The sequence below is a fragment of the Pseudomonas sp. FP2254 genome, assembly GCF_030687695.1.
In the GTDB taxonomy this organism is placed as follows: domain Bacteria; phylum Pseudomonadota; class Gammaproteobacteria; order Pseudomonadales; family Pseudomonadaceae; genus Aquipseudomonas; species Aquipseudomonas quebecensis.
Genome location: NZ_CP117444.1, coordinates 996,775 through 1,010,655, shown reverse-complemented (window position 1 = coordinate 1,010,655; position 13,881 = coordinate 996,775). Strand labels below are relative to the sequence as shown.

16 protein-coding genes, 1 pseudogene and 1 riboswitch are annotated in these 13,881 nt (G+C 62.0%); of the genes and pseudogenes, 9 read left to right on the top strand and 8 right to left on the bottom strand.

Going from position 1 to position 13,881, the window contains the following annotated elements; all coding sequences use genetic code 11:
* Positions 1-7: 7 nt before the first annotated feature.
* A complete protein-coding gene (locus PSH94_RS04480; protein ID WP_034095946.1) occupies positions 8-640 on the bottom strand; it encodes a LysE family translocator in 633 nt (210 codons plus the stop codon).
* Between the two features lie 84 nt (positions 641-724).
* On the opposite strand from PSH94_RS04480, the gene PSH94_RS04475 reads away from it, so the two are divergent.
* From PSH94_RS04475 to PSH94_RS04465, 3 genes are all read left to right on the top strand, one after another.
* Entirely contained in the window at positions 725-1,690 is a 966-nt protein-coding gene (locus PSH94_RS04475) for a 2-hydroxyacid dehydrogenase (RefSeq protein ID WP_305436605.1), read from the top strand.
* A gap of 30 nt (positions 1,691-1,720) precedes the next feature.
* Positions 1,721-2,719: a class I SAM-dependent methyltransferase gene (locus tag PSH94_RS04470; RefSeq protein WP_181078588.1), complete on the top strand. Its 999-nt coding sequence runs from the start codon at positions 1,721-1,723 to the stop codon at positions 2,717-2,719.
* A 51-nt stretch (positions 2,720-2,770) separates the two neighbouring features.
* Positions 2,771-2,890, top strand: a riboswitch (yybP-ykoY riboswitch).
* Positions 2,891-2,979: 89 nt separating this feature from the next.
* Positions 2,980-3,564 (top strand): TMEM165/GDT1 family protein, encoded by a 585-nt coding sequence (locus PSH94_RS04465; protein WP_181078622.1) that lies wholly within the window; start codon positions 2,980-2,982, stop codon positions 3,562-3,564.
* Between the two features lie 72 nt (positions 3,565-3,636).
* Here the strand turns inward: PSH94_RS04465 and PSH94_RS04460 are convergent, their stop codons facing one another.
* The gene (locus PSH94_RS04460; protein ID WP_181078590.1) at positions 3,637-4,455 is read right to left on the bottom strand and encodes a M48 family metallopeptidase; all 819 of its coding nucleotides are present in this window, start codon (positions 4,453-4,455) and stop codon (positions 3,637-3,639) included.
* A 244-nt stretch (positions 4,456-4,699) separates the two neighbouring features.
* Between PSH94_RS04460 and PSH94_RS26030 the strand changes: the two are divergent.
* Together PSH94_RS26030 and PSH94_RS26025 are read left to right on the top strand one after the other, a co-directional pair.
* Positions 4,700-5,932 (top strand): annotated as a pseudogene (locus tag PSH94_RS26030) (methyl-accepting chemotaxis protein); the annotation flags it as partial.
* A 63-nt stretch (positions 5,933-5,995) separates the two neighbouring features.
* Complete coding sequence (locus PSH94_RS26025; protein ID WP_370694761.1) at positions 5,996-6,838, top strand: methyl-accepting chemotaxis protein; 843 nt, start codon at positions 5,996-5,998, stop codon at positions 6,836-6,838.
* Between the two features lie 15 nt (positions 6,839-6,853).
* Here PSH94_RS26025 and PSH94_RS04450 read toward each other — a convergent pair whose 3' ends face one another.
* The 3 genes from PSH94_RS04450 to PSH94_RS04440 are packed head-to-tail and all read right to left on the bottom strand — an operon-like array spanning position 6,854 to position 7,965.
* Positions 6,854-7,474: an SOS response-associated peptidase gene (locus tag PSH94_RS04450; protein ID WP_305436600.1), complete on the bottom strand. Its 621-nt coding sequence runs from the start codon at positions 7,472-7,474 to the stop codon at positions 6,854-6,856.
* Between the two features lie 36 nt (positions 7,475-7,510).
* Positions 7,511-7,771, bottom strand: a complete 261-nt coding sequence (locus PSH94_RS04445) for a putative signal transducing protein (protein ID WP_305436598.1) — start codon at positions 7,769-7,771, stop codon at positions 7,511-7,513.
* Between the two features lie 11 nt (positions 7,772-7,782).
* Positions 7,783-7,965: a CPXCG motif-containing cysteine-rich protein gene (locus tag PSH94_RS04440; RefSeq protein WP_305436596.1), complete on the bottom strand. Its 183-nt coding sequence runs from the start codon at positions 7,963-7,965 to the stop codon at positions 7,783-7,785.
* Positions 7,966-8,097: 132 nt separating this feature from the next.
* On the opposite strand from PSH94_RS04440, the gene PSH94_RS04435 reads away from it, so the two are divergent.
* Complete coding sequence (locus tag PSH94_RS04435; protein ID WP_253510497.1) at positions 8,098-9,261, top strand: 1-acyl-sn-glycerol-3-phosphate acyltransferase; 1,164 nt, start codon at positions 8,098-8,100, stop codon at positions 9,259-9,261.
* Positions 9,262-9,280: 19 nt separating this feature from the next.
* Here the strand turns inward: PSH94_RS04435 and PSH94_RS04430 are convergent, their stop codons facing one another.
* On the bottom strand, positions 9,281-9,538 hold the full coding sequence (locus PSH94_RS04430; RefSeq protein WP_253510495.1) for a hypothetical protein: 258 nt from the start codon (positions 9,536-9,538) through the stop codon (positions 9,281-9,283).
* A gap of 181 nt (positions 9,539-9,719) precedes the next feature.
* Between PSH94_RS04430 and PSH94_RS04425 the strand changes: the two genes are divergently transcribed.
* Complete coding sequence (locus PSH94_RS04425; protein ID WP_181078604.1) at positions 9,720-9,929, top strand: hypothetical protein; 210 nt, start codon at positions 9,720-9,722, stop codon at positions 9,927-9,929.
* 274 nt (positions 9,930-10,203) lie between these two features.
* On the opposite strand, the gene PSH94_RS04420 is transcribed toward PSH94_RS04425, so the two are convergent.
* A complete protein-coding gene (locus PSH94_RS04420) occupies positions 10,204-10,788 on the bottom strand; it encodes a YajG family lipoprotein (protein ID WP_181080650.1) in 585 nt (194 codons plus the stop codon).
* Between the two features lie 196 nt (positions 10,789-10,984).
* Between PSH94_RS04420 and PSH94_RS04415 the strand changes: the two genes are divergently transcribed.
* The gene (locus tag PSH94_RS04415) at positions 10,985-11,218 is read left to right on the top strand and encodes a hypothetical protein (protein WP_181080649.1); all 234 of its coding nucleotides are present in this window, start codon (positions 10,985-10,987) and stop codon (positions 11,216-11,218) included.
* Positions 11,219-11,946: 728 nt separating this feature from the next.
* Positions 11,947-13,455, top strand: coding sequence for a malate dehydrogenase (quinone) (mqo, locus tag PSH94_RS04410; protein ID WP_305436595.1), 1,509 nt, complete (start codon positions 11,947-11,949; stop codon positions 13,453-13,455).
* A gap of 68 nt (positions 13,456-13,523) precedes the next feature.
* Here mqo and PSH94_RS04405 read toward each other — a convergent pair whose 3' ends face one another.
* Entirely contained in the window at positions 13,524-13,811 is a 288-nt protein-coding gene (locus tag PSH94_RS04405; protein WP_124403101.1) for a PA4642 family protein, read from the bottom strand.
* Between the last annotated feature and the right edge of the window lie 70 nt (positions 13,812-13,881).

Below are 13,881 nucleotides of genomic sequence, written 5' to 3'. Positions count from 1 at the left end.
GCCAGTGTTATTTCATGCTGGTAAACGCCAGTTTCACACCAATGGCAATCAGCACAGCGCCCATGGTCCGATCGAACCAATGGCCCATGCGCGCGAAGCCGGCGCGAACGCGTTGCTGGCTGAACAGCATCGCCACCAGGCAGAACCAAAGCGCCGTCGCCACCGCCAGGTACACGCCATAGCCGGCCTGCACCGCCAACGGCGTGTGCGGATTGATCACCACGGTGAACAACGAGAGAAAGAACAACGTGGCCTTGGGGTTCAAGCCATTGGTCACGAAACCGGCGGTGAAGGCGCCGCGCGGGGTGCGCTCGCCCGCTTCGCGGTGCAGTTCGCCCTCGGCGGCGGGTTTGGCCGGTTGCGCGCGCAGGGCCTTGAAGCCGATGTACAGCAGGTAGGCAGCCGCGGCCCACTTGAGCGCGTTGAACAGCACGATGGACTGAGACACGATCAGACCGATCCCCAGCAACGAATAACCCACATGCAGGAAAATCGCCGAGCCCACGCCCAGGGCCGTCCAGGTGCCGGCGCGGCGACCGTGGGTCACGCTCTCGCGCACCACCACGGCGAAGTCCGGGCCGGGGCTGGCCACGGCCAACAAGTGAATCAAGGCAACGGTCAAGAACTCGGCGAGGTACATGCGCACTCCATTAAGTAACTGATTATTTCATCTGATAGGCTCGGCAGATTACGCCTTCGAACCCTGTCGCAAAAGGTACAGTTGATGACGAACAATCGCCGCGCCGTCTTCCTTGATCACCCGTCCCTCGACCTTGGAGATCTCGACCTCAGCCACTTGCGAAACAGCTTCAGTGAGTTGCAGCTGTTTTCGGACACAACGCCGCACAATCTGCTGGAGCGCCTGCAGGGTGCCCAGGTAGTCATCAGCAACAAGATCGCGCTCACCGCACCGACACTGGCGGCCTGTCCCGAACTCAAGCTGATTCTGGTATCGGCCACCGGCACCAACAACGTCGACCTCCAAGCCGCCCGCGCCCATGGCATCACCGTAAGCAACTGCCAGGGCTATGGCACACCGTCGGTGGCGCAGCACACGCTGATGCTGCTGCTTAACCTGGCGACGCGGCTGAAGGACTACCAGCGGGATGTGGCCGCCGGCAAATGGCAGGAGGCCAAGCAGTTCTGCCTGCTGGACCATCCGATCATCGAACTGCAAGGCAAAACCCTCGGCCTGCTGGGCCACGGCGAACTGGGCAGCGCCGTGGCGCGCCTGGCCGAGGCCTTTGGCATGCGCGTGGTGCTGGGCGCGATTCCAGGGCGCCCTGCCCGCGCCGATCGCGTGCCGCTGGATGAGCTGTTGACACAGGTCGACGCGCTGACCCTGCACTGCCCGCTCAACGAGCACACCCGCGACTTGATCGGCGCCCGCGAATTGGCGCTGCTCAAACCCGGCGCGCTGGTGGTCAACACCGCGCGTGGCGGCTTGATCAACGAACAGGCGCTGGCCGATGCGTTGCGCAGCGGGCATCTGGGCGGTGCGGCTACCGACGTATTGAGCGTGGAGCCGCCGGTCAACGGCAATCCGCTGTTGGCCGGCGATATCCCGCGCTTGATCGTCACGCCACATAACGCCTGGGGCAGCCGCGAGGCGCGCCAGCGTATCGTCGGCCAACTGGCGGAAAACGCGCGGGGCTTTTTCAGCGGCGCCCCGCTGCGGGTTGTGAGTTGATAAACTGCGCCCCTTTTCAAGGAGCAGACCATGGATCCGCGCAGTGAAGTACTGCTTCGCCAGGCCGAACTTTTTCAGGGCAACCTGCTGCTGGTGGGCCTGCCCGCCGACGACCTGCTGGGGCGCCTGCCCAATGCCCACGGTTGGTGCTGGCATGCCGGCGACCAGGCGGCGCTCGACGCGCGCTTCCCGCAGCGCAGCCAGTTTGGGGTGAATGCGCCGGAGCGCGGGTTCGACGCGGCGGTGATTTTCCTGCCCAAGTCCAAGGACCTCACCGACTACCTGCTCAAGGCCGTGGCTGCGCGCCTGCCCGGCGCCGAACTGTTTCTGGTGGGTGAGAAAAAAGCCGGCATCGAAAGTGCCGCCAAGCAGATGATTGCCTTGGGCAAACCGCGCAAGCTCGACAACGCGCGACATTGCCAATTGTGGCAAGTCACCGTGGCCAATGCCCCGCAGGCGGTGGCATTGGAGAGCCTGGCACAGACGTTCGACGTACCGCTGGCCGAAGGGCCGTTGAAGGTGGTGAGCCTGCCGGGCGTGTTCAGCCACGGCCGCCTGGATCGCGGCACCGAGTTGTTGCTGGCGCATCTGGATAAATTGCCGAGCGGTCATCTGCTGGACTTTGGCTGTGGGGCCGGCGTACTGGGGGCCGCAATCAAACGCCGCTATCCGCATAACACTGTCACTCTGCTCGACGTGGATGCTTTCGCCGCCGCCAGCAGCCGCCTGACCCTGGCCGCCAACGGCCTGGAAGCCGAGGTGCTGACCGGCGATGGCATCGACGCCGCGCCGATGGGGCTGAATGCGATCCTGAGCAACCCGCCATTCCATGTGGGCGTGCATACCGATTATTTCGCTACCGAGAATTTGCTGCGAAAAGCAGCGAAACACCTGGCAAAAGGTGGCGAACTTCGGCTGGTGGCTAACAGTTTCCTGAAGTACCAGCCACTGATCGAAGAACATCTGGGCGTATGCGCAATCAAGGCCGAGGGCAATGGATTTCGCATCTATCGCGCCAAGCGCGGTTGATCGAGGTTTGAAAAAGAACGCTTGCCCAATGGCATTTGCCTAGGCAGAATCCGCTCCGTCCTAGGGGAGTAGTCTCCCACGAGCGCCACGCTCGTCCGGCATACGTCAACATACTTGGTCAGCAGACCATGGCGTATGCGACCCAGGAGTCCGCACAGACGGACCGGGGTTTGACAAGACCTATGACACGCACACCTTACCCGGGGCGGGAAGGCTGTACGTGTCATAGCCGTGTCGACCCGCCCCTGGAAACCTACCTGATGCTGGATTCATTGCTCGTCCCCACCGCAATCGTTGCCCTGGCCGAAATCGGCGACAAGACGCAACTGCTCGCGCTCATCCTGGCCGCTCGCTTTCGCAAACCCTGGCCGATCATCGCCGGCATCGTCGCCGCCACCCTGGCCAACCATGCAGCCGCAGGTGCCGTGGGCGCCTGGTTCGGCAGTTTCTTCTCGGACGCGGTGCTGCATTGGATCCTCGCGGCCAGCTTCTGCGCCACCGCGCTATGGACCCTGGTGCCGGACAAACTCGACGATGACGAAGCCAGCACTTCCCGCAAGTTCGGGCCTTTCGTGACCACGCTGATTGCGTTCTTCCTGGCTGAAATCGGCGACAAGACCCAGATCGCCACCGTGATGCTCGCCGCGCAATACCCGGAGCTGTGGCTGGTAATTATCGGTACTACCCTGGGCATGCTGATTGCCAACGTGCCGGTGGTGCTGGCGGGGAATTTTGCCGCAGAGAAACTGCCGCTGACCTTGATTCGCCGACTCGCCGCCTCGGCATTTTTCATCCTGGCGATCGTGGCGGTGTACAAGGCCATGCAGAGCAGCGGCTGGATCTAGGGACCTAAGCCTGCAAAGCAATCCAATGTGGTATGGGGCTTGCCCCCTCCCACATTGGATCTTCATCAGGCTTTAGGACTTCTTAGCCTGCTGGTAGAGCGGCATGACCTTGGGAATGGCTGCCTGCAGCGAGGCGATGCGGCTGTCGGAGGCCGGGTGAGTGCTCATGAACTCCGGCGGAGCGCCTTCGGAGGCCTTGGCCATCTTGTTCCACAGCGTGATCGCGGCGTTCGGGTTGTAGCCGGCGCGGGCGGCCAGCTCCAGGCCAATCAGGTCCGCTTCGTTTTCGTTACTGCGGCTGTTGGGCAAGGTCATGCCGTAGTTGGCCACGGTGTCTGCCAGTGCCAGGCTGTCCTGCCCCAGGCCGAACAGCGCGCCGGCGCCTTGCTTGGCCATTTCGATGCCGTAGGCCTTGGACATGGCTTCGCGGCCATGCTCGCGCAGGGCGTGGGCGATCTCATGGCCCATTACCGCCGCCAGTTCGTCATCGCTAAGCTTGAGATTGTCGATCAGCGCGCTGTATACGAAGATCTTGCCGCCAGGCCCGCAGTTGGCGTTCATCTCGTCGCTCTTGATTAGGTTCACTTCCCAGTTCCACTGCGCCGCATCCGGGCGGAAAGTAGGCGCCTGGGCGATCAGACGCTTGGCGATGGCCTGCACGCGCTTGGCGTTGGCGCTGGTCTTGTCCAACTGGCCCTTGCTGCTGGCTTCGCCCAGGGTCTGCTGGTAGGACTGGGCATACATCTGGTCGACTTCCTGGCTCGACAGCATGCTGAACATGTACTGCTTGCGCTCAACGCCGACGGCGCCGCCGCTGGTGGTGTTGACCGATTGACACCCGGCCAGCAGGACCGCTGCCGCCATTACACTGACCGCCAGTGATTTCTTCATCAATACACTCTCCCTGAAAAGACGACCTGAAAACATGGCGCGTATCGTAGGCGCTCGCGTGTATCGGCGCTAGATACACCAGACGTGTAACCGCTGAATTTCGGATACATCTCACACCTGCGGCTACGGCAGCGACCATTCCATTTGCGACAACCGACGGCCTTTTGAGCGCCAGTCGCTCATGCCCTGCGCGCCTGCGGCCGATACATAAAGGCAGCCCGTCTCTTCTGCGCTTGGAGTGTTCATGAAATTCAAGTCAATTCAGTTTTCCGTCGCCGCGCTGACCGGGGCCATTGTGCTGACCGTGGTCGCGGTGCTGGTGGCCTATGCCGTCTTCGCGGGTGCGCGCACCCAGGAGATGGTGCAGCAGCGCACCCAGGCGCAGTTCGAGCAGATCGTGGAGCAGCGCCTGACCGCCCTCGCGCAGACCCAGGCGACCCTGATCCAGCGGGAGCTGGAGGCGCCGCTGGTAACCGCCAAAAGCCTGGCCACCGCCAACGCCCTGCTCGCCATGAAAGACGCCAAAGGCGAACCCGCGTTGCAGGTCGGCCGTGAACAACTGATCAACCTGCTGCATGAAACGGTGGTGCGCAACCCGAAAATCCTCGGCGCCTACATCGGCTGGGAACCCAACGCGATCGATCATAACGACGCCGCCTACGTGAACAGCGCCATCGTCGGCATGGGCGCCGACGGCCGCTTTATTCCGTGGTGGTACCGCAACGCCGATGGCAGCCTGGGCCTGGATAAACTCGCGGACGTGGCCGACCAGAAAATGCTCTCCACCGGCGTGCGCGCCAGCGAATACTACCTGTGCTCCAAGGAAAGCCAGAAACCCTGCGCCATTGACCCCGCCCCTTACAAGGTCGGCGACGTCATGGTGATGCTGGCGTCGTTTATCGAACCGATCATGGTCGACGGCAGGTTCCAGGGCATCGTCGGCGCCGATCTGTCGGTGAACTTCATTCAGGACATGCTCACCAGCGCCGACCGAGCCCTCTACGGCGGCGCCGGCGAACTGGCGCTGATCTCCAGCAACGGCCGCCTGGTGGCTTACACCAAGGACGCCGGCAAGCTCGGCGAAAAGGCCAGCGACCTGCTCGACGCCAGCGAACTGGCCGGCCTCAGCCAGCTCAAACCCGGCGAAGTGCGCTACACCATTGACCGTGAGCATGGGCATATCGAGTTGTTCCTGCCCTTCGGGATCGGCCAGACCGACGCGCGCTGGACCCTGATGATGCAACTGCCATTGGCGGCGGTGATGGCCGACGCGCAGACACTGCAAAGCGACCTGCAGGCCCAGCGCGAGACCGACACTGTCGGCATGGCGATTGTGGGCCTGGTGGTGGCCGGGCTCGGGCTGCTGGTGATCTGGCTGGTGGGCCACGGTATCGCCCGTCCGCTCAAGCAGATGGTGGCCATGCTCAACGACATCGCTCAAGGCGAAGGCGACCTGACCCGCCGCCTGACCAGCGACCGCGCCGACGAACTGGGCGCAATCGCCAGCGGTTTCAATACGTTCCTGATCAAGTTGCAGGGCATGATTACCCAGGTGGTGAGTTCGGTGCAGAAAGTCAGCGATTCATCGGAGCACACCGCCGATATTGCGATTCGCACCAACCAGGGCGTGCATAAGCAGATGGTGGAAATCGACCAGGTCGCCACCGCCGTGCACGAGATGACCGCCACTGCGCAGGATGTTGCGCGCAACGCCACCCAGGCCGCGCAAGCCGCCAGCCACGCCGACCAGGCCGCCAGCCAGGGCATGCGCATTGTGCGCGACACCTCGGCGTCCATCGGCGTACTGGCCGAGGAAATCGGCAAGGCCGTGGCGGTGGTGCAAACGCTGGCCAAGGACAGCGAGAACATCAATGCCATCCTTACCGCCATTCGCGGGATTGCCGAACAGACCAACCTGCTGGCGCTGAACGCCGCCATCGAAGCCGCACGGGCGGGCGAGCAAGGCCGAGGCTTCGCGGTGGTCGCCGACGAGGTGCGCAACCTGGCGCAGAAAACCCAACAGGCCACCGAAGAAATCCAGAGCATGATCCAGCAGTTGCAACAGGGCACGCGGGAAGTGGTGCGGGTAATGGAGGACAGTCAGAACCGCACCGACGAAAGCGTGCAACACGCGGCCAAGGCGGCCGAAGCGCTGGAGACCATTACCCAGGCGGTGTCGGTGATCAACGACATGAACACTCAGATCGCCAGTGCGGCCGAGGAGCAGAGCGCGGTGGCCGAGGACATCAATCGCAACGTGATCAATATCGGCCAGGTGGCCAATGAAGTGGCGGGCGGCGCGGACGAATCCAGCGCGGCCAGCGCGGACTTGACCAAACTGGCGGAGCAGCAGCGGCGGCTGATCAATCAGTTCAAGGTGTAGGGCGCGTCGACAGGCTCATGCCGGGGTCAGGCACTCCGGCCCATTGAGTTTGGGATCGTTGATCAGGTTGGCCAGGACCCGCTCGCGCAACGCGCTCGGTTCGCTGGCCAGCAATGCCTGCAACACGGGCAGCGGCGTGTCAGGGTTGAGCCAGGCCGCCTGCCCGGCCGCATCCAGGATCAACGGCCGGCGCTGACTTTGCGCGGCCTGCGTCACCACCGCCGTACTCAGCCACACGTGTTCCTGCACCGGATAAGCTTCCCAGATCGCGGCGAAAAACACGCTGGAGCCCTCCCCCGGTGTCAGCCAGTAGGGGCGCTTGCGCTGCGTGCCGCGCCATTCGTAAAAGCCATTGGCCGGCAGCAGGCAACGGCGCTGACGAAAGGCTTCGCGGAACATCGGTTGCTCGGCCACGGTTTCGGCGCGGGCATGGGCCGGGGTGCGGGACATATCGGTGAGCCAGGGCGGCGTCAGCCCCCAACGGGCGCGGGCCAGAGTGAGCTGCTCGCCTTCCAGGCGCTGGATCAGTACCGAGTCATTCGGGGAGATATTCCACTGGGCCTGCTGGTCGGCCGGAAAGCCCGGCAAGGCAGCGAAGGCAGGATTCCAGCGAAACAGGGCATAACGTCCACACATGGGGCAACACGACTCTTGGGTAAACCGGCCGACAGCCTAACAGACCAGCACGTCGGGGAAGCTGTCGGGTTCATCGCCGGGCAGCGGTTGCGCGCCGATATAGGCGGTGATCAGTTCGCGCGCCTGGAGCGCTTGGTCGTTATCCACTTCCAGTCCCAGCAGGCCGAAGATCGGCAATTCGCCGGTGCCGCCCAGTAAGTGTCGACCCACCAGGTGCGCCTCGATGCCCTCGCTGGCGAGCATCTGTTGCAGCAACTCGCCTTCCATCAGGTTTTCGGGTTCATAGATTCGCTGCATGGGCGTACCTGTTAGTCGTTCTCGGCGCGGGTTTCGAGCATCCACTCTTCACCATGCACCTGCAGATTGAAACTGATCGGCCTGCAGCATACCTGGCAGTCTTCTATGTAGGTCTGGTCGCCGCCGGACAGATCCACCGACGTCTCGACCGACTCGCCACAATAAGGGCAATCGTACAGCGCAGATTCCAGCATGGCAGCCTCCAAGGTGACTTGTGCGTATAATCGCCGGTCTATTTACAGGGCTATTCTCGGCCGGACCCATTCCCCGGACCGCACCCTGGCATTTCCTTTACTTACCCTAGCCGTTTCTAACAAGAGAGCATGATGGGCGAATTCGATACCATCCGACCTTACAACGACAGCGAAGTCCCGGCGGTGCTGGCGCGGCTGTTCAGTGACAAGGCCTTTCTGGACATCCTGACCCACTTCCGCTTTCCACGCTTTGCCGGCACCCTGGGCTGGCTGCTCAAGCCGATGATCGCCCGCAAACTGCGCCGTGAGTTCGCCGGCGTCACTACCGTGGCGACGCTGCAGGATAAAGTCGAGTATTACGTCGACCACACCATCGACCGGGCGACCGACGGCGTGACCTACACCGGCGTCGAGCAACTCAAATCGGGCACCGCCTACCTGTTTCTGGCCAACCACCGCGATATTGTGATGGACCCGGCCTTCGTCAACTACGCCGTGTACCACGCCGGCCTGCCGACGCCGCGCATCGCCATCGGCGACAACCTGCTGCAAAAGCCGTTCGTCAGCGACCTGATGCGCTTGAACAAGAGCTTCATCGTGCACCGCTCCATCACCGGGCGAAAGGAAAAGATGGCGGCGTTCAACCTGCTGTCGGCTTACATCAATCATTCGATCCGCAACGACGGGCAGTCGATCTGGATTGCCCAGGCTGAAGGCCGTGCCAAGGATGGCGACGATCGCACCGAATCGGCGATCCTCAAGATGTTCCACGTCAGCCGCAAGGACGAGCCGTTCGCCGAAGTGATCCAGTCGCTGAACCTGACGCCGGTGTCCATCAGCTACGAATACGACCCCTGCGATGCGGCCAAGGCGCGCGAGTTGTATATCCGCGCCACCACCGGCACCTACTGCAAGGCGCCAGGCGAGGATGACGTGAGCATTGCGCTGGGCATCACCGGCTACAAGGGCCGGGTGCACATCAACTTCGCGCCGCCGATTACCGAGCGATTCGAAGACACCAAGGTACTGGCGGTGGAAATGGATCGGCAGATTCTCGGCGGCTATCGCCTGTTCCCGGTGCACTACCTGGCGTATTCGCAGTGGAGTGATGCCGACCCGCAGCTGGCGGTGCCGAGGGCCGAGGACCTGTTTCCTGCCGACGAACTGGCCAAGGCGAAAGCCGAGTGGGAGCGGCGCTTGAGCGAATGCCCGGCGGAACACAGGCCATTCCTGGTGGTGCAATACGCGACGCCGGTGCGCAATCAGTATCGGGTCAAGGCTGGGATCCCGCTCTAAACACTTACTTTGCGGTGTTCTAAAGGTGCGTGCTGATCCACGAGGTCAGCAGTGCCAGCCCAAGGCAGGCGAGCCCGATGCGGTAGGCCTGCCGGTGCGCCCGCTCGGTGCGCACATCCAGAAACAGCATTGGCTGGTCGATTGCGCGTTCTTCGCTTTGCGCGGTCAGCTTGGCCATGGCGCGGCGCTCGCGCAGGCGGGTGACGAACAACAGCGCGGCGCCTGTGCAGGCGACAGCCAGCGCAACAGCGTTGATCAGTAGTGCGGGCAGTGCCATCGCAAACCTCGGTGAAACGTTGCCTGGGTAACCGTTTGGATACAACCTCACGCGCACCTCGCCGGCTGCGCCTGTAGGGTCGCGCCCCATGGACGGCTAATCTATCCAGTAATTCAGTGCGTCACCTGAACGTCACCTTAACAGTCCACTCTGTTGCCCTTCGAACGCTCAGGAGCTTGCCATGCTGCACGCACAAAACCAGGACCGGCTGTATCTGATCGCCCAAAGCGACGAACAGGAGGCGCTGATCGACAGCCTGGCGTTCAACGTTCAGGACCGTCATTGGCTGGTGTATTGCGCCCTCGGCGGACACCAGCACGCGGACTTGCCGGAGACCGATCAGCTGACCGGCGTCAGCCTGCTGGACTTTTTTATCGACACGGCAGCCTGAAAGCGCAGGCGAAAAAAAACCGGGCCAGTTGAGCCTAATGCCAGTCAGTTAAGGAGGAACACTGTAACTGTGGTGAGCGGGCTTGCCCCGCGTTGGGCTGCGCAGCAGCCCCAATAGGAGCGTCGCAGTATGCCAGGCAGCTCCGGGACTATGTTTTGGGGCTGCTTCGCAGCCCAACGCGGGGCAAGCCCGCTCGCCACAGGTTACTGGTTGCCCGTTCCGTCTCTTAACTGACCGGCATTGGGCCAGTTGAGCCCGGTTTTTCGTGACGCGCTTATTGCGAGCTGAGCAACTGACCGATGCTTGGGTCCTTGAACAGACGAGTCAAGGCATCACTCAGGACGTCGCTGACCAGCTTGGTGTTGGTCTCCTGGTTGGGCGACATGCCAAAACGCTGGTTGAGCGAGGCCGCATAACGGCCGCTGTAGCGGCGGGTGCCGGCGTTGACGTCGGACTTGAAGGTGGCGCCGATGGAAGCCTCGGTCACATACAGGCCTTCCTTGGGCGACTGATATTTCAACTCAGCCAGGGTAACGGTCAACTGCGGCACGCCCGGCGAGTTGGATGGGGTAAAGCCCAGCAGACGCACGGCCGCCTCGGCCTGGGCCTGCAGCTTGGGCAGCACATCCTGGGCATTGACCGAAATCAGCGCGGTCTCCGGGTACAGGCCACCACGAGAACCCAAGGTCGGCGACGGACGGCCGTCCACCACCCGCACCGACACCGGTTGGCCATGGCCCACCGGCGCCAACTGCGTGGTGAGTTTCGGTTGCGGACTGAGTTGTTGCGGGCTGTTGGCGCAGCCAACCAGGGCCAGCGTGGTCACAGTGATCAAACCGAACAACAGGCGTTGCAACATGCGCTTCTCTCCAGAAAAGTCAGGTACCGACAGGCCGCCAGTATAACGGGGGGTCATCGCAGGGAACCAGCGTCAGTTACAACCTATGACTCGCGGCATTATGCGCGGTTCGCTGTCACTCACGTGTCACAGCCGATACATCGCTCCGTCATCCCGCACCGGCATGCTTGGCCTCAATCACAGGAGGCTGATCGCCATGCAATTTCTCTGGTCGTTGTTTACCCGCAAGCCCGCGCTTCGTCAGTTTGCGCTGCTCGATCTGCAAGGTCGCTGCCAGGCGTTCAAAGAGTGCAGCCAGCCACCGGTGGGCGAAGGCTGGGTGGAAATCGAGGAAATTCGTCTGAGCTGGATGCATCGCCCCTTGCCGGCCCATGCCCGTGTCAGCCCACGCGTGGAGCGGGCGTCACGCCGGCCGGCGTTGGCCGCCTGACCAAATGTCTAATAAAAGTCATAAAACACGCCCATTTCCCTGACGTTCTTCGCTACAATCTCCCCCCGATTATAAGGACGTCTCCTGATCGGGCCTCGCAGCACCGTTAATGCCTCGGTATTAACCCCAGCAATCGCCCACAGAGAGCCGCCCACACAGATCCTGTGAAGCTGGCGCGCTTGCTGTTTGCTCTGCAAACCACCCGTCTTTACCGAATCTGCCAGAGCTGCCATTGCGCTCGGCCACTTGAGTTGTTTGCCCGTTCTGCCGCGTGTCGACGCAGAGCTGCGGGCCAGGTGCCAGGCTGGGGCAGCCCTTTTTTGAGGTTCACGTCTTCAAAAGAGCGTGAAAAAAACGGGTTTTCACAACTTCACAAGAGTGTGGCGAGCAAATGAATAGTTTGGCGTTTGTACAAGCACCATCAGCGTCTGGAACAGCCCAACCGCACAGGACCGAGTGCTCCTCGACAACCGGAGCTTGAGCCTGTCCGCTACGGATTGATTGCACGCATCGCACGCTTTGACCATAAGTCGAATTGCCACAGCCGCCCATGAATGCGTTCATAGGCAGATCAGGCCAGGCAGCAAGCGTGTGCTGACGTTGCAAAGAATTGCGAAACGGACATGGCGATCCTGGCCATGGGTAACCTGGGGCAACACGTGAACCGCCCCGTCACTCCTGGCAGCCATGCCGTCAATTTGGTGCTGCAGATTTTGGAGACGCGTTAAATGGCGCATAACGAAGCAGTCGACGTTGTACTGGTAGGGGCCGGCATCATGAGTGCCACCCTGGCCGTACTGCTCAAGGAGCTCGACCCCGGCCTCAAGCTGGAAGTCGTTGAGCTGATGGATTCGGGTGCCGCGGAAAGTTCCAACCCGTGGAACAATGCCGGTACCGGCCACGCCGGCCTGTGTGAATTGAACTACACACCCCAGGCCGCCGATGGCTCCATCGACATCAAGAAAGCCGTGCACATCAACACCCAGTTCGAGGTGTCGAAGCAGTTCTGGGCGTACCTGACCAAAAAGGGCACCTTCGGCTCATCCAAATCCTTTATCAGCCCGGTGCCGCACCTGAGCTTCGTGCAAGGCGAGAAAGGCGTCGAGTTCCTCAAGAAACGCTTTGAGACCCTGCGCCAGCACCATGCGTTTTCGGACATGCACTACACCGAAGACCGCAGCGAGATGGCCGAGTGGATGCCGCTGATGATGCCGGGCCGCCCGCTCGACGAAAAAATCGCCGCTACCCGTGTCATGAACGGCACCGACGTCAACTTCGGCGCCCTGACCAATCAGTTGCTCAATCACCTCACCAGCTCGGCCGATGCCCAGGTCAAGTACTGCAAGCGCGTCACCGGCCTCAAGCGCAACGGTGCCGGCTGGACCGTGAGCATCAAGGACGTCAACAGCGGCAACAGTCGTGAAGTGGACGCCAAGTTCGTGTTCCTCGGCGCCGGCGGTGCGGCCCTGCCGCTGCTGCAGGCCTCGGGTATCGAAGAAAGCAAAGGTTTTGGCGGTTTCCCGGTCAGTGGCCAGTGGCTGCGTTGCGACAACCCCGAAGTGGTCAAGCATCACCAGGCCAAGGTCTACAGCCAGGCCGCCGTGGGTTCGCCGCCGATGTCGGTGCCGCACCTGGACACCCGCGTGGTGGATGGCAAGAAGTCGCTGCTGTTCGGGCCTTACGCCGGGTTTACCACCAAGTTCCTCAAGCACGGTTCATTCCTCGACCTGCCGCTGTCGGTGCGCGCGGGCAACATCGGCCCGATGCTGGCCGTAGCCCGCGACAATATGGACCTGACCAAGTACCTGGTCAGCGAAGTGATGCAGTCCATGGAGCAGCGCCTGGAATCCTTGCGCCGTTTCTACCCGGAGGCGAAAGCCGAGGACTGGCGCCTGGAAGTGGCCGGCCAGCGTGTGCAAATTATCAAGAAAGACCCGAAAAAAGGCGGCGTGCTGCAATTCGGCACCGAGCTGGTCGCGGCCAAGGACGGTACGCTGGCAGCGCTGCTGGGCGCCTCCCCAGGCGCGTCGGTGACTGTGTCGATCATGCTGGAACTGATCGAGCGCTGCTTCCCGGCCAAGGCCAGCGGCAAATGGGCAGCCAAGCTGCACGAGATCTTCCCGGCGCGCGAAAAAGTGCTGGAGACCGACGCCGAGCTGTATCGCAGGATCAACGCGCAGAACAACATCAGCCTGGAACTGGTTGAGCAGAGCAACGAGGCCGAGAGCTTCGCCTAAGGCATTGCTGCAATAAAAAACGCCCCGCTCTCACGATGAGAACGGGGCGTTTTTTTTGCGCGACGCAATCAGCCGCGGGCTTTATCGATCAATTCGATGTACTCGGCGGCATTGCGCTGGTCCTTGATCAGGTCGACGAAGGTCTGGCCGTGCTCGTCTTTGCCATCCAGATCCAGGCCGGCTTCCTTGAAGAACCCCAGGAACCGCTCGAAGTCGTCGATACGCAGGCCACGGTAAGCCTTGATCAGTTTGTGCAGGGACGGTGAAGTGGCGTCGACCGGTTCGAAGTTCAGGAACAACTTGATCTGATCGTCGCCGATCTCATCACCAATCACCTGTTTCTTATCTTTACGCATTACCGACTCCAGCCTGCAGACATTTACACGGGGTTTGAAGTCTACCTGCGCAACGCAGGCTTCGAAAGCG

Coding starts and splice junctions, on each gene's coding strand:
- PSH94_RS04480 (WP_034095946.1), bottom strand. CDS start 640: ATGTACCTCGCCGAGTTCTTGACCGTTGCCTTGATTCACTTGTTGGCC.
- PSH94_RS04475 (WP_305436605.1), top strand. CDS start 725: ATGACGAACAATCGCCGCGCCGTCTTCCTTGATCACCCGTCCCTCGAC.
- PSH94_RS04470 (WP_181078588.1), top strand. CDS start 1,721: ATGGATCCGCGCAGTGAAGTACTGCTTCGCCAGGCCGAACTTTTTCAG.
- PSH94_RS04465 (WP_181078622.1), top strand. CDS start 2,980: ATGCTGGATTCATTGCTCGTCCCCACCGCAATCGTTGCCCTGGCCGAA.
- PSH94_RS04460 (WP_181078590.1), bottom strand. CDS start 4,455: ATGAAGAAATCACTGGCGGTCAGTGTAATGGCGGCAGCGGTCCTGCTG.
- PSH94_RS26025 (WP_370694761.1), top strand. CDS start 5,996: ATGATTACCCAGGTGGTGAGTTCGGTGCAGAAAGTCAGCGATTCATCG.
- PSH94_RS04450 (WP_305436600.1), bottom strand. CDS start 7,474: ATGTGTGGACGTTATGCCCTGTTTCGCTGGAATCCTGCCTTCGCTGCC.
- PSH94_RS04445 (WP_305436598.1), bottom strand. CDS start 7,771: ATGCAGCGAATCTATGAACCCGAAAACCTGATGGAAGGCGAGTTGCTG.
- PSH94_RS04440 (WP_305436596.1), bottom strand. CDS start 7,965: ATGCTGGAATCTGCGCTGTACGATTGCCCTTATTGTGGCGAGTCGGTC.
- PSH94_RS04435 (WP_253510497.1), top strand. CDS start 8,098: ATGGGCGAATTCGATACCATCCGACCTTACAACGACAGCGAAGTCCCG.
- PSH94_RS04430 (WP_253510495.1), bottom strand. CDS start 9,538: ATGGCACTGCCCGCACTACTGATCAACGCTGTTGCGCTGGCTGTCGCC.
- PSH94_RS04425 (WP_181078604.1), top strand. CDS start 9,720: ATGCTGCACGCACAAAACCAGGACCGGCTGTATCTGATCGCCCAAAGC.
- PSH94_RS04420 (WP_181080650.1), bottom strand. CDS start 10,788: ATGTTGCAACGCCTGTTGTTCGGTTTGATCACTGTGACCACGCTGGCC.
- PSH94_RS04415 (WP_181080649.1), top strand. CDS start 10,985: ATGCAATTTCTCTGGTCGTTGTTTACCCGCAAGCCCGCGCTTCGTCAG.
- mqo (WP_305436595.1), top strand. CDS start 11,947: ATGGCGCATAACGAAGCAGTCGACGTTGTACTGGTAGGGGCCGGCATC.
- PSH94_RS04405 (WP_124403101.1), bottom strand. CDS start 13,811: ATGCGTAAAGATAAGAAACAGGTGATTGGTGATGAGATCGGCGACGAT.